Annotated in this window: 23 protein-coding genes and 1 pseudogene; 10 read left to right on the top strand and 14 right to left on the bottom strand. The window is 74.1% G+C overall.

Annotated elements, in window-relative coordinates:
- From ACYVJ4_RS04070 to ACYVJ4_RS04060, 3 genes and pseudogenes are all read right to left on the bottom strand, one after another.
- A pseudogene (locus tag ACYVJ4_RS04070) lies at positions 1-220 on the bottom strand (Fe-S cluster assembly protein SufD); the annotation flags it as partial.
- 60 nt (positions 221-280) lie between these two features.
- Entirely contained in the window at positions 281-1,735 is a 1,455-nt protein-coding gene (sufB, locus tag ACYVJ4_RS04065) for a Fe-S cluster assembly protein SufB (RefSeq protein ID WP_460458832.1), read from the bottom strand.
- On the bottom strand, positions 1,732-2,493 hold the full coding sequence (locus ACYVJ4_RS04060) for a helix-turn-helix transcriptional regulator (RefSeq protein ID WP_460458831.1): 762 nt from the start codon (positions 2,491-2,493) through the stop codon (positions 1,732-1,734). The genes sufB and ACYVJ4_RS04060 overlap by 4 nt, the downstream gene beginning before the upstream one ends.
- A gap of 87 nt (positions 2,494-2,580) precedes the next feature.
- On the opposite strand from ACYVJ4_RS04060, the gene ACYVJ4_RS04055 reads away from it, so the two are divergent.
- From ACYVJ4_RS04055 to ACYVJ4_RS04040, 4 genes are read left to right on the top strand one after another with little or no spacing between them, the layout of a single operon-like run.
- Complete coding sequence (locus tag ACYVJ4_RS04055; RefSeq protein WP_460458830.1) at positions 2,581-3,510, top strand: ABC transporter ATP-binding protein; 930 nt, start codon at positions 2,581-2,583, stop codon at positions 3,508-3,510.
- Positions 3,507-4,277, top strand: a complete 771-nt coding sequence (locus ACYVJ4_RS04050) for an ABC transporter permease (RefSeq protein ID WP_460458829.1) — start codon at positions 3,507-3,509, stop codon at positions 4,275-4,277. Before ACYVJ4_RS04055 ends, ACYVJ4_RS04050 begins: the two co-directional genes overlap by 4 nt.
- Positions 4,268-4,720, top strand: coding sequence for a hypothetical protein (locus tag ACYVJ4_RS04045; RefSeq protein ID WP_460458828.1), 453 nt, complete (start codon positions 4,268-4,270; stop codon positions 4,718-4,720). Before ACYVJ4_RS04050 ends, ACYVJ4_RS04045 begins: the two co-directional genes overlap by 10 nt.
- The gene (locus ACYVJ4_RS04040; RefSeq protein WP_460458827.1) at positions 4,711-5,670 is read left to right on the top strand and encodes a COX15/CtaA family protein; all 960 of its coding nucleotides are present in this window, start codon (positions 4,711-4,713) and stop codon (positions 5,668-5,670) included. Before ACYVJ4_RS04045 ends, ACYVJ4_RS04040 begins: the two co-directional genes overlap by 10 nt.
- Before the next feature lie 36 nt (positions 5,671-5,706).
- On the opposite strand, the gene ACYVJ4_RS04035 is transcribed toward ACYVJ4_RS04040, so the two are convergent.
- Positions 5,707-6,618 (bottom strand): heme o synthase, encoded by a 912-nt coding sequence (locus ACYVJ4_RS04035; RefSeq protein WP_460458835.1) that lies wholly within the window; start codon positions 6,616-6,618, stop codon positions 5,707-5,709.
- 241 nt (positions 6,619-6,859) lie between these two features.
- On the opposite strand from ACYVJ4_RS04035, the gene tkt reads away from it, so the two are divergent.
- Genes tkt through pgl form a run of 6 tightly spaced genes read left to right on the top strand, consistent with a single transcriptional unit; the run spans position 6,860 to position 15,493 of the window.
- Complete coding sequence (gene tkt, locus ACYVJ4_RS04030; protein WP_460458826.1) at positions 6,860-9,073, top strand: transketolase; 2,214 nt, start codon at positions 6,860-6,862, stop codon at positions 9,071-9,073.
- 43 nt (positions 9,074-9,116) lie between these two features.
- Positions 9,117-10,253 carry a transaldolase gene (tal, locus tag ACYVJ4_RS04025; protein ID WP_460458825.1) on the top strand — a complete coding sequence of 379 codons (1,137 nt, stop codon included), beginning with the start codon at positions 9,117-9,119 and terminating at the stop codon, positions 10,251-10,253.
- 29 nt (positions 10,254-10,282) lie between these two features.
- Entirely contained in the window at positions 10,283-11,971 is a 1,689-nt protein-coding gene (locus ACYVJ4_RS04020) for a glucose-6-phosphate isomerase (protein WP_460458834.1), read from the top strand.
- Complete coding sequence (gene zwf / locus ACYVJ4_RS04015; RefSeq protein ID WP_460458824.1) at positions 11,968-13,509, top strand: glucose-6-phosphate dehydrogenase; 1,542 nt, start codon at positions 11,968-11,970, stop codon at positions 13,507-13,509. Before ACYVJ4_RS04020 ends, zwf begins: the two co-directional genes overlap by 4 nt.
- A complete protein-coding gene (gene opcA / locus ACYVJ4_RS04010) occupies positions 13,506-14,705 on the top strand; it encodes a glucose-6-phosphate dehydrogenase assembly protein OpcA (protein WP_460458823.1) in 1,200 nt (399 codons plus the stop codon). Before zwf ends, opcA begins: the two co-directional genes overlap by 4 nt.
- Positions 14,702-15,493, top strand: coding sequence for a 6-phosphogluconolactonase (gene pgl / locus ACYVJ4_RS04005; RefSeq protein ID WP_460458822.1), 792 nt, complete (start codon positions 14,702-14,704; stop codon positions 15,491-15,493). The genes opcA and pgl overlap by 4 nt, the downstream gene beginning before the upstream one ends.
- A 39-nt stretch (positions 15,494-15,532) precedes the next feature.
- Here the strand turns inward: pgl and ACYVJ4_RS04000 are convergent, their stop codons facing one another.
- The 10 genes from ACYVJ4_RS04000 to ACYVJ4_RS03955 all read right to left on the bottom strand — a co-directional run bounded on the left by ACYVJ4_RS04000 (position 15,533) and on the right by ACYVJ4_RS03955 (position 24,809).
- Entirely contained in the window at positions 15,533-15,883 is a 351-nt protein-coding gene (locus tag ACYVJ4_RS04000) for an RNA polymerase-binding protein RbpA (RefSeq protein ID WP_460458821.1), read from the bottom strand.
- Positions 15,884-15,922: 39 nt separating this feature from the next.
- The gene (secG, locus tag ACYVJ4_RS03995) at positions 15,923-16,174 is read right to left on the bottom strand and encodes a preprotein translocase subunit SecG (protein WP_460458820.1); all 252 of its coding nucleotides are present in this window, start codon (positions 16,172-16,174) and stop codon (positions 15,923-15,925) included.
- An 81-nt stretch (positions 16,175-16,255) separates the two neighbouring features.
- Positions 16,256-17,068, bottom strand: a complete 813-nt coding sequence (gene tpiA / locus ACYVJ4_RS03990; protein ID WP_460458819.1) for a triose-phosphate isomerase — start codon at positions 17,066-17,068, stop codon at positions 16,256-16,258.
- Between the two features lie 31 nt (positions 17,069-17,099).
- Complete coding sequence (locus ACYVJ4_RS03985; protein ID WP_460458818.1) at positions 17,100-18,290, bottom strand: phosphoglycerate kinase; 1,191 nt, start codon at positions 18,288-18,290, stop codon at positions 17,100-17,102.
- Between the two features lie 19 nt (positions 18,291-18,309).
- The gene (gap, locus tag ACYVJ4_RS03980) at positions 18,310-19,314 is read right to left on the bottom strand and encodes a type I glyceraldehyde-3-phosphate dehydrogenase (protein ID WP_460458817.1); all 1,005 of its coding nucleotides are present in this window, start codon (positions 19,312-19,314) and stop codon (positions 18,310-18,312) included.
- A gap of 121 nt (positions 19,315-19,435) precedes the next feature.
- Positions 19,436-20,416 (bottom strand): DNA-binding protein WhiA, encoded by a 981-nt coding sequence (gene whiA, locus ACYVJ4_RS03975; RefSeq protein ID WP_460458816.1) that lies wholly within the window; start codon positions 20,414-20,416, stop codon positions 19,436-19,438.
- A 59-nt stretch (positions 20,417-20,475) separates the two neighbouring features.
- Positions 20,476-21,519: a gluconeogenesis factor YvcK family protein gene (locus ACYVJ4_RS03970; protein WP_460458833.1), complete on the bottom strand. Its 1,044-nt coding sequence runs from the start codon at positions 21,517-21,519 to the stop codon at positions 20,476-20,478.
- Positions 21,408-22,346 (bottom strand): RNase adapter RapZ, encoded by a 939-nt coding sequence (rapZ, locus tag ACYVJ4_RS03965; RefSeq protein ID WP_460458815.1) that lies wholly within the window; start codon positions 22,344-22,346, stop codon positions 21,408-21,410. The genes ACYVJ4_RS03970 and rapZ overlap by 112 nt, the downstream gene beginning before the upstream one ends.
- A gap of 46 nt (positions 22,347-22,392) precedes the next feature.
- Positions 22,393-24,342: an excinuclease ABC subunit UvrC gene (uvrC, locus tag ACYVJ4_RS03960; RefSeq protein WP_460458814.1), complete on the bottom strand. Its 1,950-nt coding sequence runs from the start codon at positions 24,340-24,342 to the stop codon at positions 22,393-22,395.
- 44 nt (positions 24,343-24,386) lie between these two features.
- Positions 24,387-24,809 carry a Rieske (2Fe-2S) protein gene (locus tag ACYVJ4_RS03955; RefSeq protein ID WP_460458813.1) on the bottom strand — a complete coding sequence of 141 codons (423 nt, stop codon included), beginning with the start codon at positions 24,807-24,809 and terminating at the stop codon, positions 24,387-24,389.
- Between the last annotated feature and the right edge of the window lie 190 nt (positions 24,810-24,999).

Here is a 24,999-nt window from a genome sequence, read left to right as displayed (position 1 = left end):
CGTCCACCGCGCCGTCGTCGGTCGGCCGCTGCTCGAGCAGGCCGCGCAGCAGGTCGATCGGCGTGAAGCGCCACTCCTCCTCGCGGCCGGTGGGCAGCGCGAAGGCGTCGACGTCGAACGAGCGGCGCCGCTCGGCGCGCGACTGCTCGGGCACGGGCGAGCCCGGGCCGTGCGAGTGCTCGACCAGACCGTGCTGGGGCGAGTCCTGGATCGTGGTCATGGGCGGTGCTCAGGCTCCGTTCAGGGGTACGTCAGGGACGGTGCAGCGGGGCGGGCGGCGTCAGCCGACCGCGCCCTCCATCTGCAGCTCGATCAGGCGGTTGAGCTCGAGGGCGTACTCCATCGGCAGCTCGCGGGCGATCGGCTCGACGAAGCCGCGCACGATCATCGCCATGGCCTCGTCCTCGGCCATGCCGCGCGACATCAGGTAGAAGAGCTGGTCCTCGCTGACCTTGGAGACCGTGGCCTCGTGACCCATCGAGACGTCGTCCTCGCGGACGTCGACGTAGGGGTAGGTGTCGGACCGGCTGATCGTGTCGACGAGCAGGGCGTCGCAGCGCACCGTCGAGGCGCTGTGGTGCGCGCCCTCCAGCACCTGCACCAGCCCGCGGTACGACGTCCGGCCGCCGCCGCGCGCCACCGACTTGCTGATGATGGACGACGAGGTGTGCGGCGCCGCGTGCACCATCTTGGCGCCGGCGTCCTGGTGCTGGCCCTCGCCCGAGAAGGCGATCGAGAGCGTCTCGCCCTTGGCGTGCTCGCCGAGCAGGTAGATCGCCGGGTACTTCATGGTGACCTTCGAGCCGATGTTGCCGTCGACCCACTCCATGGTGGCGCCCTCGGCGGCGGTGGCCCGCTTGGTGACCAGGTTGTACACGTTGTTCGACCAGTTCTGGATCGTCGTGTACCGCACGCGGGCGTTCTTCTTCACGACGATCTCGACGACCGCGCTGTGCAGCGAGTCGCTGGAGTAGATCGGCGCCGTGCAGCCCTCGACGTAGTGCACGTACGAGCCCTCGTCGGCGATGATCAGCGTGCGCTCGAACTGGCCCATGTTCTCGGTGTTGATCCGGAAGTAGGCCTGCAGCGGGATGTCGACGTGCACGCCCGGCGGGACGTAGATGAACGAGCCGCCCGACCACACCGCGGTGTTCAGCGACGCGAACTTGTTGTCGCCCACCGGGATCACCGAGCCGAAGTACTCGCGGAACAGGTCCTCGTGCTCGCGCAGGCCGGTGTCGGTGTCGACGAAGATGACGCCCTTTTCCTCCAGGTCCTCGCGGATCTGGTGGTAGACGACCTCCGACTCGTACTGCGCCGCGACGCCGGCGACCAGGCGCTGCTTCTCGGCCTCGGGGATGCCGAGCTTGTCGTAGGTGTTCTTGATGTCGGCGGGCAGCTCGTCCCAGGTGGTGGCCTGCTTCTCCGTCGACTTCACGAAGTACTTGATGTTGTCGAAGTCGATGCCCGACAGGTCGCTGCCCCAGTTCGGCATGGGCTTCTTGTCGAACAGCCGCAGGCCCTTCAGGCGCAGCTTGAGCATCCACTCGGGCTCGCTCTTGCGGCCCGAGATGTCGCGCACGACCTCCTCGGACAGCCCGCGCCGTGCCGTCGCGCCGGCGTCGTCGGCGTCCGCCCAGCCGAACTGGTAGCGCCCCAGGCCCTCGATCTCGCGCTGGGTCGCCTCGGGCACCGCGGAGGTGCTCGTCGGGCCGGTGGTGGGGGTGCTGGTCATCGGGTGGTCCTTCCCGTGGCGGGTGGGTTCGTGGACGTGAGGTTCGTGGGGACGTGGGTGGTGCAGACGTGCGCGCCGCCGGCCAGCGTGGCCAGGCGCTGCACGTGCACGCCGAGCAGCCGCGAGAACACCTCGGTCTCGGCCTCGCACAGCTGCGGGAAGCGCTCGGCGACGTGCTGCACCGGGCAGTGACCCTGGCACAGCTGGGCGCCGCCCTCCCCCGCCGGGGTGCGCAGCGGGCGGGCGCTGGCCGCGTAGCCGTCCTGCGCGAGCGCCTGGGCCAGCGCCTCGGTGCGGCCGGCCACGTCGTCGCCGGCCGCCTCGACCACCGGTGCGTAGCGCTGCTCGAGATCGGCGACGCGACGGGCGGCGAAGCCCTCGATCGCCCCCGGCCCGAGCTGCTCGGCGAGGTAGGCCATCGCCGAGGCGGCGAGGTCGTCGTACGCGGTGGTCATCGAGGCGTGCCCGGCATCGGTGAGGACGTACGCGCGGGCCGGACGACCCCGGCCGCGCGAGGCGGTGGGCAGCGGGTCGCGGGTGCGGGCCAGGCCGGCGTCCTCGAGCGCGTCGAGGTGGCGCCGCACGGCGGCCGGTGTCAGCCCCAGCCGGCAGGCGACGTCCGCCGCGGAGACGGGACCGTGCTCGAGCACGGCGCGGGCGACCCGGTCGCGGGTGTGCTGCGCGGACCCGGTGTCGGTGACCCGGGTGCTGGAGGCCGGGGCGCCGGACGGCGCCGCGGAGCTCTTCGCGAATTGCACCACACCATTGTGACCTAATTCGGTGGGCACGTCGAACCGCAGGGGTGTGCGCCCCGCCACACGGGTGGCCGACCTACACTCCGCAGCATGCCCGCAGCCCCCGACGACGCCGTCGTCGTGCGCGGGCTGGTGCGCTCGTACGGCGGCGTGCGGGCGGTCGACGGGCTCGACCTCACGGCCGCGCACGGGCAGGTCACGGCCGTCCTCGGGCCGAACGGCGCCGGCAAGACCACCACCGTCGAGTGCTGCGAGGGACTGCGCCGGCCGGACGACGGCAGCGTGCGCGTCCTCGGTGCCGACCCGCACCGGGCCGGGCCCGAGCACCGTGCCCGCGTCGGCGTCATGCTGCAGGACGGCGGGCTGCCCGGCGGGGGCCGCGCGGGCGAGCTGGTGCGGCACGTCGCCCGGCTGCACGCGCACCCGCTCGACCCGGTGGCGCTGTGCGAGCGGCTCGGGGTCGACGCGTTCGCCCGCACCGCGGTGCGCCGCCTGTCGGGCGGTCAGAAGCAGCGGCTCGCCCTCGCCTGCGCCCTGGTCGGGCGGCCCGAGGTGCTCTTCCTCGACGAGCCCAGCGCGGGGCTGGACCCCCAGGCCCGCCAGGCGGTCTGGGCGGTGGTGGCCGAAGCCCGCGACCGCGGCGTGGCCGTGGTCCTCACGACCCACCTCATGGACGAGGCCGAGCGCCTCGCCGACCAGGTCGTCGTCGTCGACGCCGGCCGGGTGGTCGCGCAGGGTGCGCCCGCCGACCTCACCGCCGGCGCGTCCGCCGACACCGCCCGCTTCACCGCCCGCCCCGCCCTCGACCTCGACGGCCTGCGCCGCGCGCTCGACCCCGGCGTGCACGTCGCCGAGCAGCGGCCCGGCGAGTACCTGCTCGAGGGCACCGTCGACCCGCAGGTGCTGGCCACGCTCACGGCGTGGTGCGCCGCGCAGGACGTCATGCCCGAAGGCCTCGTCGTGGGCCGTCGCTCGCTGGAGGACGTCTTCCTCGAGCTCACCGGCAAGGACCTGCGATGACGGCTGTCGCTCCCCCGCACCCGGCCCCCGCCGCCGCCCCGCTCGCCCGGCGCGTCCTGGCCCAGGCCCGGCTCGAGACCGCCGTGCTCCTGCGCAACGGCGAGCAGCTGCTGGTCTCGGTGGTGCTGCCCGTGCTTGCGCTCGTCGGCCTCACCCGTGCGTCGGCCCCCGACCTCGGCGCCGGCCCGCGCGTCGACGTCGTCGTGCCCGGCGTGCTGGCCCTCGCGGTGCTGTCCTCCGCGTTCACGGGCCAGGCGATCCAGACCGGCTTCGACCGCCGCTACGGCGTGCTGCGCCTGCTCGGCACCACGCCGCTGGGTCGCGGCGGCCTGCTGGCCGGCAAGGCGCTCGCGGTGCTGGCCGTGCTCGCGGTGCAGGTCGTCGTCCTGGGCGCCGTCGGCCTCGCGCTCGGCTGGCGGCCGGACGTCGGCGGGCTGGCCCCCGCTCTGCTGGTGGGCCTGGCCGGCACCGCCGCCTTCGTGGCGCTCGCGCTGCTCGTGGCCGGGACGCTGCGCGCGGAGGCCGTCCTCGCCGTCGCCAACCTGCTGTGGGTGCTGCTGCTGGCCGGCGGCGCCGTCGTCCTGCCGGCGCGCACCCTGCCGTCCGGGCTCGAGACCCTCGCCGCCTGGCTGCCGTCGGGCGCGCTGGGTGAGGGCCTGCGCCACGCGCTCGGCGACGGCCGGCTCGACGTCCGGGCCCTGCTGGTGCTGCTCGGGTGGACGGCGCTGGCGGGCCTGCTGGCCCGGCGGACGTTCCGGTGGCAGTGACCGCCACCACCGTGGCCGCCGCCGTCACGGTCACCGGCGTGCTGGCGCTCCTGCTGCTCGGCCGGCGCCGCGGGGCCCGCCGCGTCACCTTCCCGGTGGTGTGGACCGCCTCGCTGGCCCTGGTGACCGCAGCCGGGTTCTGGCTGGTCGAGCGCTCGACCGGCAACCAGGCGCTCGCCCTCGGCGTCGGCGCTCCTGGGGCGGCCATCTGGTGCGCCGTCGTGGCCACCGGGGGTCGCCCGGGCGCGCTCGTGGACCCCCCCGCCGAGACCCCGGACGACGGCTCGCAGCCCACCACGCGCGCCGGCCGGTCGCGCTCCCGGCGCCGCCACGCGCGGCACACCCGGCGGTACCTGCAGCTGGTCGGCCTGCTGGTCGTGCTGCTGCTGGGCCTGGCGGTGGCGGGCGCCTACGGCGTCCTACCCTGGACGCCGTGGCCGTGACCTCCCCCGCCCCGACCGTCGGACCGCCCTCGCCGTCGTCGGCGCCGTCGTCCGTGCCGCGCCCGCTCGGACGCTGGGTGCGCGGCGCCCTGGTCGCCAACCTCGTGGTCGAGGTGCTGATCGTCGTCACCGGCGGCCTCGTGCGGCTGACCGGCTCCGGGCTGGGATGCCCGACCTGGCCCGAGTGCGTCCCCGGCTCGTACACACCCGTGGTGCAGCAGCCCCAGGGCATCCACAAGTACATCGAGTTCGGCAACCGCACCCTGACCTCCGTCGTCGGGATCGCCGCGCTCGCCGCGCTGGTCGCCGTCTGGCTCGTCGTGCGGCGCGCCGACCGCCGTCGCTCCCTGCTGGCCGTCGCCGCGCTGCCGTTGCTCGGCGTCGTCGTCCAGGCGGTGCTCGGCGGCATCACGGTGCTCACCCACCTGCACCCCGCGACCGTCGCGGCGCACTTCCTCGTGTCGTCGGCGATCGTCGCCGCCTCGGCCTACCTGCTGCACCGGGTCGGCGAGGGCGACGGCCCGCCGGTGGCCGTCGTGCCCGGCGAGGTGCGCTGGCTGGGCCGCGCGCTCGCCGCCGTCACCGCCGTCGTGCTGCTGCTCGGCACCCTGGTGACGGGCTCGGGGCCGCACTCCGGCGACGCCGACGCCCCGGCGCGCTTCGGGCTCGACCCGCGGGCGATGAGCTGGATGCACTCCGACGCGGTGCTGGTCTGGTTCGGCGTCCTGCTGGCGCTGCTGGTCGCCGTCCGGCTGGTGAAGGCACCGGTCGCGGTGCACCGCGCGGCGTGGGTCGCCCTCGGCGTGGGTCTCGCCCAGGGCGCGATCGGCTACCTGCAGTACCTCACCGGGCTGCCCGTCGTGGCGGTGGCGCTGCACATGCTGGGCGCCTGCCTGCTGGTGGTGGCGGTCACCCGGCTCCTGCTCACGCTGCGCGTCCGCACCGCCTGACCGTCGGGCTGACCGTCGGGCGGGGAGTGCGCGCCGTCAGAAGCGGAAGAACGGGTCGACCGCGACGGCCACGAACAGCAGGCTCACGTACGTGATCGAGAAGTGGAACAGCCGCATCGGCCGCAGCGCCGCGCCGGCGACCCCGGCCTTGGCCCGTTGCAGCAGCCGGTGCGCCTCGACCAGGAAGACCGCGCCGAGCACGACCGCCGCGGCGGCGTAGACCGGACCGGTCGGGGCGACCGGCACCAGCAGCAGCGAGCACAGCACCATCGCCCACGAGTAGGCCACGACCTGGCGCGCGACCGTGAGGTCGGAGGCGACCACCGGCAGCATCGGGACGCCCGCGGTGGCGTAGTCGTCCTCGAACCGCATCGACAGCGGCCAGTAGTGCGGCGGCGTCCACAAGAAGATGACGCCGAACAGCACGAACGGGGCCGGGTCCAGGGAGCCGGTGACGGCGGCCCAGCCGATCAGCACCTGCATGCAGCCGGCCGCACCGCCCCAGACGATGTTCTGCGACGTGCGGCGCTTGAGCAGCATCGTGTAGACGAGGACGTAGAAGGCGTTGGCCGCGAGAGCCAGACCGGCCGCGAGCCAGTTGACCAGCAGACCGAGCCACAGCACCGACACGACGCCGAGCACCAGGCCGAACACCAGCGCCTCGCGGGGCGAGACCTCGCCGGTGGCCAGCGGGCGCGACCGCGTGCGGTGCATGAGCTGGTCGATGTCGCGGTCGAGGTAGCAGTTCAGCGTGTTGGCACTGCCGGCGGCGAGCGTCCCGCCGACGAGCGTCGCGAGCACCAGGCCGAGCGGCGGCAACCCGCCCGCGGCCAGGAACATCGTCGGCACCGTGGTGACGAGCAGCGTCTCGATGATCCGCGGCTTCGTCAGCGCCACGAACGCCCGCACCGTCCGCGCGGCGGTGCGCCGGGTGGGCGCAGCGGCGATCGGGGTGCGCGGGTCGGTCGCGGTCAACGAGTCCTCGGCAGACGCTGGACGGCGGGTGGTGGAGCGACCAGGACGGTGCGCTCGGACGCCGCCATCGTACCGCCGGGCCGTCGTCGCCCGGCACCGCGTCCGGGCACCACGCCGGTGCCGCGCGGGCCGGAGATGCGCCGTGTTCGGCCAGGTCTAGGCTCGTCGTGGGCGCCGCGAGGCGCACCGGCCCCGTGCGACGAGAGGAACTTCCGTGAGCGATCCCACGACGTCGAGCCGGGCGGACGAGCTGAGCCGTCCGGTCGCCGAGCGCACCGGCTGGGACGACACCGACGTGCGGGCGGTCGACACCGTCCGCGTGCTGGCGGCGGACGCCGTGCAGAAGGTCGGCAACGGCCACCCCGGCACCGCGATGAGCCTGGCCCCGGTGGCCTACCTGCTCTTCCAGCAGGTGATGCGCCACGACCCCGCCGACGACCAGTGGCTCGGCCGCGACCGCTTCGTGCTCTCGTGCGGGCACTCCAGCCTCACGCTCTACATCCAGCTCTACCTGTCGGGCTACGGCCTGCAGCTGTCGGACCTGCAGTCGTTGCGCACGTGGGGCTCCGCGACGCCGGGCCACCCCGAGCACCGCCACACCAAGGGCGTCGAGATCACGACCGGCCCGCTCGGCCAGGGGCTGGCCAGCGCGGTCGGCATGGCGATGGCCGCGCGCCGCGAGCGCGGGCTGCTCGACCCCGACGCCGCCCCTGGCGAGAGCCCGTTCGACCACCACGTCTACGTCCTCGCCAGCGACGGCGACCTGATGGAGGGCGTCACCGCCGAGGCCAGCTCGCTCGCCGGCCACCAGGAGCTCGGCAACCTCGTCGTCATCTACGACCAGAACCACATCTCGATCGAGGACGACACCGACGTCTCGTTCAGCGAGGACGTCGCCCGGCGCTACGAGGCCTACGGCTGGCACGTGCAGAGCGTCGACTGGACCAGCAGCGGCCAGTACGTCGAGGACGTCGACGCGCTGCTCGCCGCGGTCGAGGCGGCCAAGGCCGAGACCTCCAAGCCGTCGTTCATCGCGCTGCGCACCATCATCGGCTGGCCCGCGCCCACCAAGCAGAACACCGGCAAGGCGCACGGCTCGGCGCTCGGCGACGAGGAGGTCGCCGCCACCAAGGAGCTGCTCGGCTTCGACCCGGCGCGCACCTTCCAGGTCGACGACGACGTCCTGGCCAAGGCCCGCCAGGTGGCCGACCGCGGCCGCGAGGCGCACGAGCAGTGGCAGGGCGCGTACGAGGACTGGCGCAGCGCCAACCCGGACGCCGCGACGCTCCTCGACCGGCTCAGCGCGCAGCGCCTGCCCGAGGGCTGGACCGACGCGCTGCCCACGTTCGACCCCGACCCCAAGGGCATCGCCACCCGCAAGGCCAGCGGCGAGGTGCTCGCCGCGCTGGCCGACGTCCTGCCCGAGCTGTGGGGCGGCTCGGCCGACCTGGCCGAGAGCAACAACACGACGATGGAGGGCCAGCCGTCCTTCATCCCGTCCGACCGCCAGACCAAGGACTGGCAGGGCGGCCCGTACGGCCGCACCCTGCACTTCGGCATCCGCGAGCACGCCATGGGCTCGGCGCTCAACGGCATCGCGCTGCAGAGCCTGACCCGGCCCTACGGCGGCACGTTCCTGGTGTTCAGCGACTACATGCGCCCGGCCGTGCGGCTCGCGGCGCTGATGAAGCTGCCCGTCACCTACGTCTGGACCCACGACTCGATCGGCCTCGGCGAGGACGGCCCGACCCACCAGCCGGTCGAGCACCTGGCCGCGCTGCGCGCGATCCCCGGCCTGGACGTCGTCCGGCCGGCCGACGCCAACGAGACCGTCTGGGCGTGGCGCACGATCCTGGAGCACACCGACCGCCCGGCCGGCCTCGTGCTGAGCCGGCAGAACTTGCCGACGTTCGACCGGGGCGAGGGCGGCTTCGCCCCGGCCGACGGCGTGGCGCGCGGCGGCTACGTGCTGGCCGAGGCGGACGGCGAGTCCGCGGCCGTGGTGCTGGTGGCGACGGGGTCCGAGGTGCAGCTCGCCGTCGCGGCCCGCGACCTGCTGCAGGCCGAGGGCACGCCGACCCGCGTGGTCTCGATGCCGTGCCGCGAGTGGTTCGACGCGCAGCCGCAGGCGTACCGCGACGAGGTGCTGCCGCCCACGGTGCGCGCCCGCGTGAGCGTCGAGGCCGCGGTGGCCCAGGGCTGGCGCGACGTGGTCGGCGACGCCGGCCGCTCGGTCTCGCTGGAGCACTTCGGCGCCTCGGCCGACTACCAGACCATCTACCGCGAGTTCGGGATCACGGCGCAGGCCGTGGCCGCCGCGGCGCGCGAGAGCGTCGCCGACGCCGCGCGCGGGCTCGACGGCCTGCGGCCCGGCGGCCCCGGCCCGGCGTCCGCACCCGACGACGGCGGCACCGGCGACAAGCCCTGACCTCCGCAGACCCGCACGGCCCACCACCTCCGGGAGGAACCCCATGACCGACGCACTCGCCCAGCTCTCGGAGGCCGGCGTCTCCGTCTGGCTCGACGACCTGTCCCGCGAGCTGCTGGACGACGGCAGCCTGCAGCGCCTGATCGACGAGAAGCACGTCGTCGGCGTCACCACCAACCCGACGATCTTCGCCAGCGCGCTGGCCAAGGGCGACGCCTACGACGAGCAGCTGCGCGAGCTCGCCGACCGCGGCCAGGACGTCGACAGCGTGCTGTTCGACGTGACGACGCAGGACGTGCGCACGGCCTGCGACGTCATGCGCCCCGTCTACGACCGCACCGACGGCCAGGACGGCCGGGTCTCGATCGAGGTCGACCCGCGCATGGCGCACGACACCGGGGCGACGGTCGAGATGGCCAAGAAGCTCTGGGAGGCCGTCGACCGGCCCAACGTGATGATCAAGATCCCCGCGACGGTCGAGGGCCTGCCCGCGATCTCCCAGTGCATCGCGGCCGGCATCAGCGTCAACGTCACGCTGATCTTCGCGCTCGACCGCTACCGCGGCGTGATGCAGGCGTTCCTCACCGGGCTCGAGCAGGCCCGCGAGGCCGGCCTCGACCTGTCGACGATCCGCTCGGTCGCCTCGTTCTTCGTCTCGCGCGTCGACACCGAGGTCGACCCGCGGCTCGGCGAGATCGGCACCGACGAGGCGAAGGCGTTGCAGGGCAAGGCCGCGATCGCCAACGCCCGGTTGGCCTTCCAGGCCTTCGAGGAGGTCTTCTCGACCCCGCGCTGGCAGGTGCTCGCCGACGACGGAGCCCACCCCCAGCGCCCGCTGTGGGCCTCCACCGGCGTGAAGAACCAGGCCTACCCCGACACGATGTACGTCACCGAGCTGGTCACCGACGGCACGGTCAACACCATGCCGAGCTCGACCATGGACGCCGTGCACGACCACGGCGTCATCGAGGGCGACACCGTGCGCGACCGCTACGACGACGCGCGCCAGGTGCTCGACGGCCTGGAGCGCCTGGGCATCTCCTACGGCGACGTCACCGCCCTGCTCGAGCGCGAGGGCGTCGAGAAGTTCGAGAAGAGCTGGGACGAGCTGCAGCGCACGGTGAGCGAGGAGCTCGCGCACCAGGCGACGTCGGAGTCGGCCGAGGAGGCCGGCCAGTGACCGACGGCCCCGCACCCGCCGGCGCGGTGATGGCCTGGGCCCGTACCGGCGACGGCGAGCAGGCGCTCGTCGAGGTCACGGCGACCGGCGAGGCGGCGGCCGCTGTCCACGCGCACGTGGCCGGGCTGGTCGACGGCCGCTTCGCCTCGCGGCTGTTCGCCCAGGACGCCACCTTGTGGGGACCGGACGCCGAGGCCGAGTCGTCGATCCGGCTGTCGTGGGTGGGGCTGGGCGAGAGCTCGCGCCCGCTCGTCGACGAGCTGACCGCGCTGCGATCGGAGCTGGCCGAGCACGGGCTCGACCACGTGGTGCTCGCCGGCATGGGCGGCTCGTCGCTCGCGCCGGAGGTCATCTGCGCGACGGCCGGCAAGCCGCTCACCGTCCTGGACTCCAGCGACCCCGACTACGTCCGGGCCGCGCTCGGCGACCGGCTCGAGCGCACCGTGCTCGTGGTCTCCAGCAAGTCGGGCAGCACGGTCGAGACCGACAGCCAGCGCCGCGCGTACGTGGCGGCGTTCGAGGCCGCCGGCATCGACCCCGCCGGCCGGGTCGTCGTGGTCACCGACCCCGGCTCACCGCTCGAGCAGAGCGCGCGCGAAGCAGGGTTCCGCGTCGTGCTGGCCGACCCGCACGTCGGGGGCCGCTACTCGGCCCTGACGGCCTTCGGCCTGGTGCCGAGCGCCCTCGCCGGGGTCGACGTCGGCCAGCTGCTCGACGAGGCCGCGGCCGTCGCGCCGCTGCTGGCCGAGGACTCCGACGGCAACCCGGGCCTGGTGCTCGGCGCGGCCGTCGCCGGCACCGACCCCCGTGCGACGTCCGGACGGCGCGACAAGCTCGCGCTGGCCGACGACGGCACGCAGGCGCAGGGCTTCGGCGACTGGGCCGAGCAGCTCGTCGCCGAGAGCACCGGCAAGCTCGGCACCGGCCTGCTGCCGGTCGTCGTCGAGGGCCCGCAGGCCCCCGAGGTGCGCTGGCCGGCGTCCGACGTCCTGCCCGTGCTCCTGGTGGCGGGCGGCGGCACCGGCGAGCCGGACGCCGGCGAGGCGGCCGGGGCCGACGCCGCCCCCGAGGTGACCACGTCGGTGAGCGTGGGCGGCACGCTGGGCGGCCTGATGCTGCTGTGGGAGGTCGCCACCGCCGCGGCCGGGCAGCTGCTGGGCATCAACCCCTTCGACCAGCCGGACGTCGAGAGCGCCAAGAAGGCCGCGCGCGGGCTGCTCGAGGGCACCCCGGACGACACACCGGCCGCGTTCGTCGACGGCGGCATCGAGGTGCGCGGCAGCGACGGCCTGCTGGACGGCGTCACCGACCTGCCCGGTGCCGTCGAGGCGCTGCTGGGCCGGCTCGACCCGGACGCCGGGTACCTGGCCGTGATGGCCTACCTGGACCGCGCCGAGCAGTCCGGGCTCGCCGACGTCCGCGAGCCGTTGGCCCGTCGCACCGAGCGCCCGACCACGTTCGGCTGGGGACCGCGGTTCCTGCACTCGACCGGGCAGTACCACAAGGGCGGTCCGGCCACCGGCGTGTACCTGCAGGTGACCGGCGAGCCCGCGCAGGACCTCGACGTCCCGGGGCAGGCGTTCAGCTTCGGCACGCTCATCGCGGCGCAGGCCGCCGGCGACGCCCAGGTGCTCGTCGACCACGGGCGGCCGGTGCTCCGGCTGCACCTCACCGACCGCGCGGCCGGCGTGCAGCGCCTCCTGGAGGTCTTGCGGTGAGCCCAGCCCGCGTCTCGGCCGGCCACAACCCCCTGCGCGACCCCCGCGACAAGCGCCTGCACAAGATCGCCGGGCCTTGCAGCCTGGTGATCTTCGGCGTCACCGGCGACCTGGCCCGCAAGAAGCTGATGCCGGCGGTGTACGACCTGGCCAACCGGGGGCTGCTGCCGCCGGGCTTCTCGCTCGTCGGCTTCGCCCGCCGCGACTGGGCCGACCAGGACTTCGGGCAGATCGTGTACGACGCGGTCAAGCAGCACGCGCGCACGCCGTTCCGCGAGAGCGTGTGGAAGCACCTGGCCGAGGGGTTCCGGTTCGTGCCGGGCGACTTCGGCGACGACGCCGCGTTCGACCACCTGGCCGAGACCGTGCGCAACCTCGACACCGAGCGCGGCACGGGTGGCAACCACGCGTTCTACCTGTCGATCCCGCCCAAGTTCTTCTCCCAGGTCTGCCAGCAGCTGGCCCGCAGCGGGCTCTCGCAGCCCGAGGACGGCACCTGGCGGCGCGTCGTCATCGAGAAGCCGTTCGGGCACGACCTGGCGTCGGCCCGCGAGCTCAACGACGTGGTCTCGCAGGTGTTCCCGCCGGACGCCGTGTTCCGCATCGACCACTACCTGGGCAAGGAGACGGTGCAGAACATCCTGGCGCTGCGCTTCGCCAACCAGATGTTCGAGCCGATCTGGAACGCCCACTACGTCGACCACGTGCAGATCACGATGGCCGAGGACATCGGCATCGGCGGGCGCGCCGGCTACTACGACGGCATCGGCGCCGCCCGCGACGTGATCCAGAACCACCTGCTGCAGCTGCTCGCGCTCACCGCCATGGAGGAGCCGGTTTCCTTCGAGGCGCAGGACCTGCGCTCGGAGAAGGAGAAGGTGCTCTCCGCCGTCCGGCTGCCGTCGGACCTCTCGGCGTCCACCGCGCGCGGGCAGTACGGCGCGGGCTGGCAGGGCGGGCAGAAGGTCATCGGCTACCTCGACGAGGACGGCATCAGCCGCTCGTCGACGACCGAGACCTACGCCGCGGTCAAGCTCGAGATCGACACCCGCCGCTGGGCCGGCGTGCCGTTCTACCTGCGCACCGGCAAGCGGCTCGGACGGCGGGTGAGCGAGATCGCGATCGTCTTCAAGCAGGCGCCGCACCTGCCGTTCGAGACCACCGCCACCGAGGAGCTCGGGCACAACGCCCTGGTGATCCGGGTGCAGCCGGACGAGGGCGTCACGATGCGGTTCGGCTCCAAGGTGCCGGGCACGGCCATGGAGGTCCGCGACGTCACGATGGACTTCGGCTACGGGCACGCGTTCACCGAGTCCTCGCCCGAGGCCTACGAGCGGCTGATCCTCGACGTCCTGCTGGGCGACCCGCCGCTGTTCCCCCGGCACGAGGAGGTCGAGCTGTCGTGGCAGATCCTCGACCCGATCGAGAAGCACTGGGCCAAGGGCGGCAAGCCCGACGCCTACCCCTCGGGCACCTGGGGCCCGGCAGCGGCTGACGCGATGATGGCCCGCGACGGCCGGGTCTGGAGGCTCCCGTGATCATCGACCTGCCGAGCACCACGACGGCGGCCGTCAACCGCAAGCTCGTCGACCTGCGCGACTCCGGCGGGGCCATCGCGCTCGGCCGGGTGCTGACGCTGGTCATCGTCACCGACGAGCCCGGCGCCGAGGAGGCCATCGCGGCCGCCAACGACGCCAGCCGCGAGCACCCGTGCCGCGTCATCGTCATCGTGCAGGGCAACCGGCGCGGGGCGGAGCGCATCGACGCGCAGGTGCGCGTGGGCGGCGACGCCGGCGCCAGCGAGGTCATCGTGCTGCGGCTGTACGGCCAGCTCACCGGCCACGCCGACAGCGTCGTCACCCCCCTGCTGCTGCCCGACTCCCCGCTCGTCGCCTGGTGGCCGAGCCAGGCGCCCAAGGTGCCGAGCGAGGACCCGATCGGCGCCATGGCCCAGCGGCGCATCACCGACGCCGCCGAGTCCGGCAAGCCGGTCAAGGAGCTGCAGCGACGCCGCGACACCTACGCCGTCGGCGACACCGACCTGGCCTGGACCCGCCTGACCAAGTGGCGGGGCCTGCTCGCCGCCGCGCTCGACCAGCCGCCGTACGAGGCGGTCGAGCACATCACCGTCACCGGGGCCTCCGACAGCCCGAGCACCGACCTGCTGGCCGCGTGGCTGGCCGAGTCGCTGCGCTGCCCGGTGACCCGGGCCCGGACGACGGCCGGCACCGGCATGTCGGGCGTGCGGCTGCAGCGCCGCAGCGGGCCGGTGGACCTGGTGCGGGCCGATGGCGCCATCGCGACGCTGACCCAGCCCGGGCAGCCGGACCGGCGCATCGCGCTCCCCCGCCGTGACCTCGCCGAGTGCCTGGCCGAGGAGCTGCGCCGCCTCGACCCCGACGAGGTCTACCAGGCCGCCCTGACCAAGGGGCTGACCCGGCTCGCCGAGGGTCGCTCGATCACGGCCTCGCAGGCGGCGGCGCAGGGCGAGGCCATGTCCCTCGACCAGGCCCGGCGCCAGTCCCGCGCCGCCGCCCGGCGGGAGGCTGCCACGGCCCGCGAGATCCATCAGGCCGACCCCACGAGCGGCCCGGCGAGCGAGCCGAAGATCGCGGCCCAGCGGGCCAGCAGCAAGAAGACGGCGGCTCGCAAGACCGCCGCCAAGAGGACCGCGGCCCAGAAGACCGCGGCCAAGAAGACCGCGGCCAAGAAGACCGCGAGGGGCCGCTCGTGAGCGCCTCGCCCCTCGTCGTCGTCCACCGCGACGCCGACCTGCTGGCCGCGTCGGTCGCGGCCCGGCTGGTAACCAAGCTGGTCGACGCGCAGGCGGCGCGGGGCCGGGCGCACGTCGTGCTGACGGGCGGCACCGTGGGCATCGCCGTGCTGGCCGCCCTGGCCGACAGCCCGGCGCGCGACGCCGTCGACTGGTCCCGGGTGCACGTCTGGTGGGGCGACGAGCGCTACGTGCCGGCCGGCAGCGACGACCGCAACGAGAAGCAGGCCCGCGAGGCGCTGCTCGACCGGCTGCCGCTCGACCCGGCCAAGGTCCACGCCATGCCGGCCAGCGACGCGCCGGGCGCCACGGGCGTCGACGCCGCGGCCGAGCGGTACGCCGACGAGCTCGCGCGCGTGGCGGCGTCCGAGGGCGCGGGGCGCGACGACGTCCCGGCGTTCGACGTGCTGATGCTGGGGGTCGGACCGGACGCGCACGTCGCGTCGCTGTTCCCCGAGATGGCCGGCGTGCACGAGCAGGAGCGCACGGTCGTCGGGGTGCACGGATCCCCCAAGCCGCCGCCGCTGCGGGTCTCGCTGACCCTGCCGGCGATCGCGCGGGCCGAGGAGGTCTGGCTGGTGGCCGCCGGCGAGGGCAAGGCGGGCGCGATCGGCCTGGCCCTCAGCGGGGCCGGCCCGGTGCAGGCACCGGCCGGCGCCGTGGGCGGTCGCCGCGCGACGGTGTGGTTGCTGGACCGCGCGGCGGCGCGCGAGGTGCCGCCCGCGCTGATCCGCATCGCCAGCCCCTGAGGGCCGGTCAGCCGGACGACGTCAGCGCCGTCGGCGGCGTCAGCGGATGAGGCCGCGGTCGCGCAGCTGCTGCAGCGCCTCGTCCAGGATGGCCTGGCCGTCGGTGTCGCTGCGGCGCTCCTTCACGTAGGCCAGGTGCGTCTTGTAGGGCTCGACCTTCGGCGGGGCCGGCGGGTTGGCCTGGTCCTGGCCGGCGGGGAAGCCGCAGCGCGGGCAGTCCCAGGTCTCGGGAGCCGCCACGCCCGCCTCGTCGGCGAAGCTGGGCCGGGTCTCGTGGCCGTTGGCGCACCAGTAGGACTGGACGATGCGCGGAGCCGCGTCGCCGCGCTCGGCCTCGCCCATCGGTCCGGCGCCCACCCGGCTGCCCCGGATCGCGTTGCCGCCTGCCATGCGTGTCTCCCGTGTCTGTGGCTGTGGTGACGCCGAGCGTCAGCTGGTGGTGCTGAAGCGCTCGATCAGGCCGATGCCGACGATGCACGCCGTCCAGACCAGCGCGATCGAGATGGTGAACCGGTCGAGGTTCTTCTCGGCCACCGACGAGCCGCCCAGGCTCGACGAGACGCCGCCCCCGAACATGTCCGACAGACCGCCGCCCTTGCCCTTGTGGAGCAGGATCAGCAGGGTCTGGAACAGGCTGGTGATGACCAGCAGCACCTGCAGGCCGATGCGTACCGCGTTCACGAAGGGTCCATCCGTCGGGGAGGTCTGGTCGTTCCGCACCAGGGTACGCGAGGGCGCGCCCGGCTGGTGCCAGGCCCCGGCTCAGCCGGTGCGGTGGTCACGGTACCGGCAGATGCTCGCGAACTCGTCCGCCTTCAGGCTCGCGCCGCCCACCAGGGCGCCGTCGACGTCGGGCTGGGCCATGATCGCGGCCACGTTCGTCGCCTTGACCGAGCCGCCGTAGAGCACGCGGACGGCGTCGGCGACGTCGCCCGACCACAGCTCGGCCAGCCGGGTGCGGATCGCGCCGCAGACCTCCTGGGCGTCCTCGGGCGTCGCGACCTCGCCGGTGCCGATGGCCCAGACGGGCTCGTAGGCGACCACGAGCGTGCGGCCCTGGGCCGCGGTCACGCCGTCGAGCGCCGCGTCGAGCTGGGCCAGCGTGTGGGCGACGTGCTCGCCGGCCTGACGCACCTGCAGGCCCTCGCCCACGCACAGCACGGGGGTCAGGCCGTGGGCGTAGGCGGCGCGCACCTTGGCCCCGACGAGCGCGTCGTCCTCGTGGTGGTGCTCGCGCCGCTCGCTGTGCCCGACGACCACGTACGTGCAGCCCAGCTTGGCCAGCATCGCTCCGCTGACCTCGCCGGTGTAGGCGCCGTCGGCGTGCTGCGAGAGGTCCTGCGCGCCGTACCGGATCGCCAGGTGGTCGCCGTCGACGAGGGTCTGCACGGTGCGCAGGTCGGTGAACGGCGGCAGCACGGCGACCTCGACGGCGGCGAAGTCGTGCTTGCCGTCCTTGAGGGTCCAGTCGAGCTTCTGCACCAGGTGCGCCCCGGCCAGGTGGTCGAGGTTCATCTTCCAGTTGCCCGCCATCAGCGGGATGCGGCCGGTGGGGGTCGTCGCGGCGCGAGCCATCAGGGCACTTCCTCCGAGCAGGTCGGCAGCGTCAGCTGTCGAGGACGGTCAGGCCGGGCAGGGTCTTGCCCTCGAGGTACTCCAGGCTGGCCCCGCCACCGGTGGAGATGTGGCCGAACGCGCCCTCGTCGAAGCCGAGCGTGCGGACGGCGGCGGCGGAGTCTCCCCCGCCGACGACGCTGAACGCGTCGGAGTCGACCAGCGCCTGGGCCACCGCGCGGGTGCCGTGGCTGAACGGCTCCATCTCGAAGACGCCCATCGGGCCGTTCCAGAACACCGTGCGCGCGCCGGCCAGCGCGGCGGCGAACGCCGCGCCGGACTCGGGCCCGATGTCGAGCCCGATCCGGTCGGCCGGGATCTGGTCGGCCGGGACGACGTCGTGCTCGGCGTCCGCGGCGAACGCGGTGGCGGCCACCACGTCGGTCGGCAGCACGAGGTCGACGCCGCGCTCCTTCGCCTGCTCGAGGTAGCCGCGCACGGTGTCGAGCTGGTCCTGCTCGAGCAGGCTCTTGCCGACCTCGTGGCCCTGGGCCGCCAGGAACGTGAAGACCATGCCGCCGCCGACCAGGATGGTGTCGGCGGTGCCCAGCAGGTTCTCGATGACGCCGAGCTTGTCGCTGACCTTCGAGCCGCCGAGCACCACGGCGTAGGGCCGCTCGGGCTGCTCGGTCAGCCGGCGCAGCACCTCGACCTCGGCCAGCACCAGGCCGCCGGCCGCGTGCGGCAGCCGTTCGGCCACGTCGACGACGCTCGCCTGACGGCGGTGCACGACGCCGAAGCCGTCGCTCACGAACGCGTCGGCCAGCGCGGCCAGCTGGTCGGCGAACGCGCCGCGCTCGGCGTCGTCCTTGCTCGTCTCGCCCGCCTCGAAGCGCAGGTTCTCGAGCAGCGCGACCTCGCCGTCGGCCAGGCCCGCGACGACCTGCTGGGCGCTCTCGCCCACGGTGTCGGTGGCGAAGGCGACCGGCGACCCGAGCAGCTCGGCCAGCCGGTCGGCCACCGGCCGCAGCGAGTACTGCGGGTCGGGGGCGCCCTTCGGCCGGCCGAGGTGGGCGCACACGACGACGCGCGCGCCCGCCTCCTGCAGCCGCTGGATCGTCGGCACGGACGCGCGGATCCGGCCGTCGTCCGTGATCGTCGTGCCGTCGAGCGGCACGTTGAGGTCGCTGCGGACGAGCACGCGCTTGCCGCGCAGGTCGCCCAGGTCGTCGATGGTCAGCACGTCGGCAGGACCGGCCGGGTCAGAGGCTGGCGCCGACGTACGTCACGAGGTCGGCCAGGCGGTTGCTGTAGCCCCACTCGTTGTCGTACCAGCCGACGACCTTGGCCTGGTTGCCCGAGGTCTTGGTGAGCTTGGCGTCGAAGATGCAGGACGCCGGGTCGGTGACGATGTCGGACGACACGATCTCGTCCTCGGTGTAGCGCAGGTAGCCCTTCAGCGCGCCCTCGGCGGCGGCCTTCACGGCGGCGTTGACCTCGTCGACCGTGACCTCGCGCGAGAGGTTGACGGTGAGGTCGGTGGCCGAGCCGGTGGGGATCGGCACGCGCAGGGCGTACCCGTCGAGCTTGCCCTTGAGCTCGGGCAGCACCAGGCCGATCGCCTTGGCCGCGCCGGTGGACGTCGGGACGATGTTGAGCGCGGCGGCGCGGGCGCGGCGCAGGTCCTTGTGCGGGCCGTCCTGCAGGTTCTGGTCCTGCGTGTAGGCGTGGATCGTCGTCATCAGGCCGCGCTCGATGGTGAACGCGTCGTGGATCGCCTTGGCCATGGGCGCCAGGCAGTTCGTGGTGCACGAGGCGTTGGAGATGATCGAGTGGCTGGCGGCGTCGTACTCCTCGTGGTTGACGCCCATCACCACCGTGACGTCCTCGTTCTTGGCCGGCGCCGAGATGATGACCTTCTTCGCGCCGCCGTCGAGGTGCGCCTTGGCCTTCGTGGCGTCGGTGAACAGGCCGGTCGACTCGATGACGACGTCGACCCCGAGGTCGCCCCACTTCAGGGCACCCGGGTCGCGCTCCTCGAACACCTTGACCTGCTTCCCGTCGACGGTGATGCCCTGGTCGTCGGCGGTGACGTCGCCCTGCAGGCGGCCCAGGATCGAGTCGTACTTCAGCAGGTGGGCGATGGTCGCGTTGTCGGTGAGGTCGTTGGCGGCCACGATCTCGATGTCGGCGCCGGACGCCTGCACGGCGCGGAAGAAGTTGCGGCCGATGCGGCCGAAGCCGTTGATGCCTACGCGAACGGTCACTGCGCTGCCTCCTGGGACGGTCGCGCCCCGAGCGGGCGCGGGCGGTCGGTGGGACGTCGGCGACGTCCTCGGGCGTCGCGCACGACCCTATCGCCCTGGCCGCGAGTGCCAGGACCCGCGTTCACGCCTCGAGCATGTCCGCCGTGAGGTTGGCGTCGGTGCCGGGGACGCCGTCGTCCTCGGCCCGCTTGTCGGCCATCGCGAGCAGCCGCCGGATCCGCCCGGCGACGGCGTCCTTGGTCATCGGCGGGTCGGCCAGGTGGCCGAGCTCCTCCAGGCTCGCCTGCTTGTGGGCCAGCCGCAGCTGGCCCGCCTCGCGCAGGTGGTCGGGGACGTCGTCACCGAGGATCTCCAGCGCGCGCTCGACCCGGGAACCGGCCGCCACCGCGGCGCGCGCCGAGCGGCGCAGGTTGGCGTCGTCGAAGTTGGCCAGCCGGTTGGCGGTGGCGCGCACCTCGCGGCGCATCCGCCGCTCCTCCCAGGCCAGCACGGCGTCGTGGGCGCCGAGCCGGGTCAGCATGGCGCCGATCGCGTCGCCGTCGCGGATCACGACGCGGTCGACGCCGCGCACCTCGCGCGCCTTGGCCGAGATGCCGAGCCGGCGGGCCGCGCCGACGAGCGCCAGCGCCGCCTCGGGACCGGGGCAGGTGACCTCGAGGGCCGACGAGCGACCGGGCTCGGTGAGCGACCCGTGGGCCAGGAAGGCACCGCGCCAGGCGGCCTCGGCGTCGCAGACGGCGCCGCTGACGACCTGCGGCGGCAGCCCGCGCACCGGACGGCCGCGGCCGTCGATCAGGCCGGTCTGGCGGGCCAGCGCCTCGCCGTCCTTGACGACGCGGACGACGTAGCGGGTGCCGCGGCGCAGCCCGCCCGGGGCCAGGACGACGACGTCGCTGGCGTGGCCGTAGACGTCGGCGATGTCGCGCCGCAGCCGCCGCGCCGCCTGCCCGGTGTCGAGCTCGGCCTCGACCACGATGCGCCCGGCGACGATGTGCAGGCCGCCGGCGAACCGCAGCGTCGCGGACACCTCTGCCTTGCGGCAGCACGTCTTCGTCACCTGCAGACGGCTCAGCTCGTCCTTCACCATCGCCGTCATCGCCATGCTCGCCATCCTGCCACGTCGGGTCCTGCCGTCAGGGGGGTCGCGGGAACCCGGTCCGTCTAGCGCAGCACGTCACGGTACGCGGCGGCCAGGCGCAGCGGGTCGTGCACCCCCTGCCGGCCCGGCTGGGCCACCGACTGGACGACGAGGGTGGCCCCGAGCTGCGCGGCGGCGTCCTGCAGCGCCCGCCGGTCGGCCGCGGCGGCCGGGTCGGCCAGGACGACGTCGGCCCGGAACCGCGGCGCGTGGTGCACCAGCGCGGCGACCAGGTCGGCCGGGCTGAAGCCGCCGGTCTCGGTCTCGCTCTGGAGGTTCAGCGTGACCAGGCGCCGGGCCTCGGTGTCGCACAGCGCGTCGCGCAGGTCGGGCACGAGCAGGTGCGGCATCACCGAGGTGAACCACGACCCCGGGCCGAGCACCACCCAGTCCGCCTCGCGGACGGCGGTCACGGCCTCCTCGCAGGCGGGCGGCGCGTCGGGGACGAGCCGTACCGACGTCACGCGTCCCTCGGTGACCGCGACCGAGGACTGGCCGCGCACGGTGCGCTCGGCGTCCGGGTCGCTCTCGTCGAGGCCGACGACGCTGGCCTCGATCTCGAGCGGGACGGCGCTCATCGGCAGCACGCGGCCTCGGGCGCCGAGCAGGCGGCCCACCCAGTCCAGGCCCTCGACGGTGTCGCCCAGCAGCTCCCACAGCGCGACGATCAGCAGGTTGCCGACCGAGTGGTGGTGCAGCTCGCCCTGGCTGGCGAACCGGTGCTGCAGGACGTCGCGCCAGGTCGTGCCCCACTCGCCGTCCTCGCACAGCGCGGTGAGCGCCATCCGCAGGTCGCCGGGCGGCAGGACGCCGAGCTCGCGGCGCAGCCGCCCGCTCGACCCGCCGTCGTCCGCCACGGTGACCACCGCGGTCAACCGGTCGGTGAGGTGGCGCAGGGCGCCGAGCGAGGCGGCCAGCCCGTGCCCGCCGCCGAGCGCGACCACGGCGGGGCGGGTCACTCGCGGCCCAGGTCGCGGTGCAGGGTGCCGACCTGCACGCCCAGGTCGCCGAGCCGCGCGGCCAGCGCGTTGACCATCGCGACCGAGCGGTGCTTGCCGCCGGTGCAGCCGAGGGCGATCGTCATGTACCGCTTGCTCTCGGCCTCGTACCCGGCGAGCACCGGCTCGAGCGCCGAGAGGAACCGGTCGAGGAACACCAGGGCGCCGTCCTGCGCCAGCACGTACTCGCTGACCGGGGCGTCGTTGCCGTTCTGCGGGCGCAGGTCCTCGACCCAGAACGGGTTGGGCAGGAAGCGCATGTCGAGGACGAAGTCGGCGTCGAGCGGCACGCCGTACTTGAAGCCGAACGACATCACCGTGGCGCGCAGGGTGGGCAGGCCGCGGTCGTCGAAGACTTGGCCCACCTTGGTCTTGAGCTGGGTGACGTTCAGGCCGCTGGTGTCGATGACGACGTCGGCGTTCTCGCGGACGAACTCGAGCATGTCGCGCTCGCGGTGCACGGCGTCCAGGATCCGGCCGCCGTCCTGCAGCGGGTGCGGCCGGCGCACGGACTCCTGCCGGCGCACCAGGACGTCGTCGCTGGCGTCCAGGAAGATCACCCGCGGGTGGGCACCGCGCTGGCGCAGCTCAAACAACGCGTCCTGCAGCGCCTGGAAGAACGAGCGGCTGCGGACGTCGACGACCGCGGCGATCCCCTGCAGCCCGGCGGTGTTGCCCGCGTCGGTGCGCCGCGCCGCGAGGTCCAGCAACGGGTTGAGCATCTGCGGCGGCAGGTTGTCGACGACGTACCAGCCGAGGTCCTCCAGGACGTTGGCCGCGGTCGAGCGGCCGGCGCTGGACATGCCGGTGACGATGACGAGCTCGGGCCAGACCTGCGGCGGGCCGGGCTCGCGCGGCCGGCTCTCGACGGGGAACTGCTCGCTGTCCGGGCCCACGGCGCTCCTCACTCGGTGTGCTCCAAGCCTATCGGCGCGGACCGGCTCAGTCGTCGAGGACCTCGCCGGTGGTGAGGTTGACCGCGGGCGCGGTGTCGCGGGGTGCGGCCAGGGCGTCGACGACCGCCTGCGCCGTGGCGGGGCCGATGCCCGGCACCTCGGCGACCGCCACGGCGTCGGCCGCGCGCAGCTTCTTCAGCGACCCGAAGTGCTTGAGCAGCGCCTTGCGCCGGGTGGCGCCCAGGCCGGGGACGTCGTCGAGCACGCTCGCCGTCATCGTCTTCGACCGGCGCTGGCGGTGGTACGTGATGGCGAAGCGGTGCGCCTCGTCGCGCACCCGCTGCAGCAGGTACAGGCCCTCGCTGGTGCGCGGCAGGACGACGGGGTGGTCGTCTCCCGGCAGCCAGACCTCCTCGAGGCGCTTGGCCAGGCCGACGAGCGCGACGTCGTCGATGCCGAGCTCGGCGAGGGCGCGCGCGGCCGCGGCGACCTGGGGGGGCCCGCCGTCGACGACCACCAGCTGGGGCGGGTAGGCGAACTTCTGCGGCCGGCCCGTCTCGGGGTCGATGCCCTGGCCGAGCTCGAGGTCGCTGGCCTCGGACCGCTCGTCGAGGTAGCGCCGGAAGCGCCGGGTGATGACCTCGTGCATCCAGGCCGTGTCGTCCTGGCCGTCGCGGCCGCGCACCGAGAACCGGCGGTACTCGGACTTGCGCGGCAACCCGTCCTCGAAGACCACCATCGAGGCGACCACCTCGGTGCCCTGCAGGTTCGACACGTCGTAGCACTCGATCCGCAGCGGCGCGTCGGACAGGGCCAGCGCGTCCTGCAGCTCCTTGAGCGCGAGCGAGCGCGTCGTGAGGTCGCCGCCGCGGCGGGTCTTGTGCAGGTTCAGCGCCTGGCCGGCGTTGCGCTCCACCGTCTCGAGCAGGGCCCGCTTGTCGCCGCGACGCGGCACGCGCAGGTCGACGCGCGAGCCGCGCAGGCCCGAGAGCCACTCGGCGACCTCGGGGGCGTCGGAGGGCAGCGCGGGGACGAGCACCTCGCGCGGCACGGCCTCGGGCGACTCGCCGTAGACCTGCTGCAGGAGGTGCTCGACCAGGCCGTCGAGCCCGACGTCCTCGACCTTCTCGACCACCCAGCCGCGCTGGCCGCGCACGCGCCCGCCGCGCACGTGGAACACCTGCACCGCCGCCTCGAGCTCGTCGTCGGCCAGGCCGAAGACGTCGGCGTCGGTGGCGTCGGCGAGGACGACCGCGCTCTTCTCCAGCGCGCGGTTCAGCGCGCCGATGTCGTCGCGCAGCCGGGCCGCCTTCTCGAACTCCAGCTCGGACGACGCCTGGCGCATCTCGGCCTCGAGCCGGCGCACGAAGCGGCCGGTGTTGCCCGCCATGAAGTCGCAGAAGTCGTCGGCCAGCGCGCGGTGCTCGTCGGGGCTGACCCGTCCGACGCACGGCGCGGAGCACTTGCCGATGTAGCCGAGCAGGCACGGGCGTCCGACCTGCGCGGCCCGGCGGAACACGCCGCTGCTGCAGGTGCGCACCGGGAAGACGCGCAGCAGCAGGTCGACGGTCTCGCGGATCGCCCAGGCGTGCGCGTACGGGCCGAAGTACCGGGTGCCCTTGCGCTTGGCGCCGCGCATGACCTGGACGCGGGGGAACTCCTCCCCCATCGTGACGGCCAGGTAGGGGTAGGACTTGTCGTCGCGGTACTTGACGTTGAACCGCGGGTCGAACTCCTTGATCCAGGCGTACTCCAGCTGCAGCGCCTCGACCTCGGTGGTGACCGTCGTCCACTCGACGCTGGCCGCCGTCGTGACCATCGTCTGGGTGCGCGGGTGCAGGGCCGACAGGTCCTGGAAGTACGACGACAGGCGCGGGCGCAGGCTCTTGGCCTTGCCGACGTAGATGACCCGGCGGTGCTCGTCGCGGAACCGGTACACGCCCGGGTCGACCGGGATGGCCCCGGGCTCGGGGCGGTACGTCGACGGGTCGGCCACGTCAGGAACCCTACGTCGGGCCGCCGACAGCGCTCGGCGCGGCGTCAGCCCGCGACGAGCTCGCCGTCCTGCACGGTGACGGCGACGCTGCTGAGCGCCTGCTTCGCCGGGCTGTCGGGCGTCGGCTCGCCGGTGGCGACCGCGAACCGGCTGTCGTGGCAGGGGCAGACGATGAAGCCGTCGGTGACCTGGGTGACGGCGCAGCCCTGGTGCGGGCACCGGGTGGAGAAGGCCTTGAACTCCCCCGCGGTCGGCTGGGTCACGACGACCCTCGAGTCGACGAAGACGGCGCCTCCGCCCACCGGCACCTGCGAGGCCGCGCCGATCGGACCGGTGGTCGCGGGCGCAGCGCCAGCACCGCTCGCCCCGTCATCGCCCCCGCCGCACGCCGCGGCCGTCAGCCCCACCACCGCGGTGCCCGCCGCTCCCTGCAGGACGGCGCGACGGGACGGCGTGCTGGACGGCATGGTGCTCCTCGGGGGTGCGACGACGGGCAGGTACCAGGACGACGACGGCGCGACCCCGGGAGTTCCGGGACCGCCGTCCAGCTCACCGTCGCGCGGCGGTCTTCTTCGCGGTGGTCTTCGTGGCCGTGGTCTTCTTCGCGGTGGCCTTCGTGGCCGTGGCCTTCTTCGCGGTGGCCTTCGTGGCCGTGGC

Source organism: Angustibacter peucedani (assembly GCF_054779595.1).
This window is presented reverse-complemented; position numbering and strand designations above follow the sequence as displayed.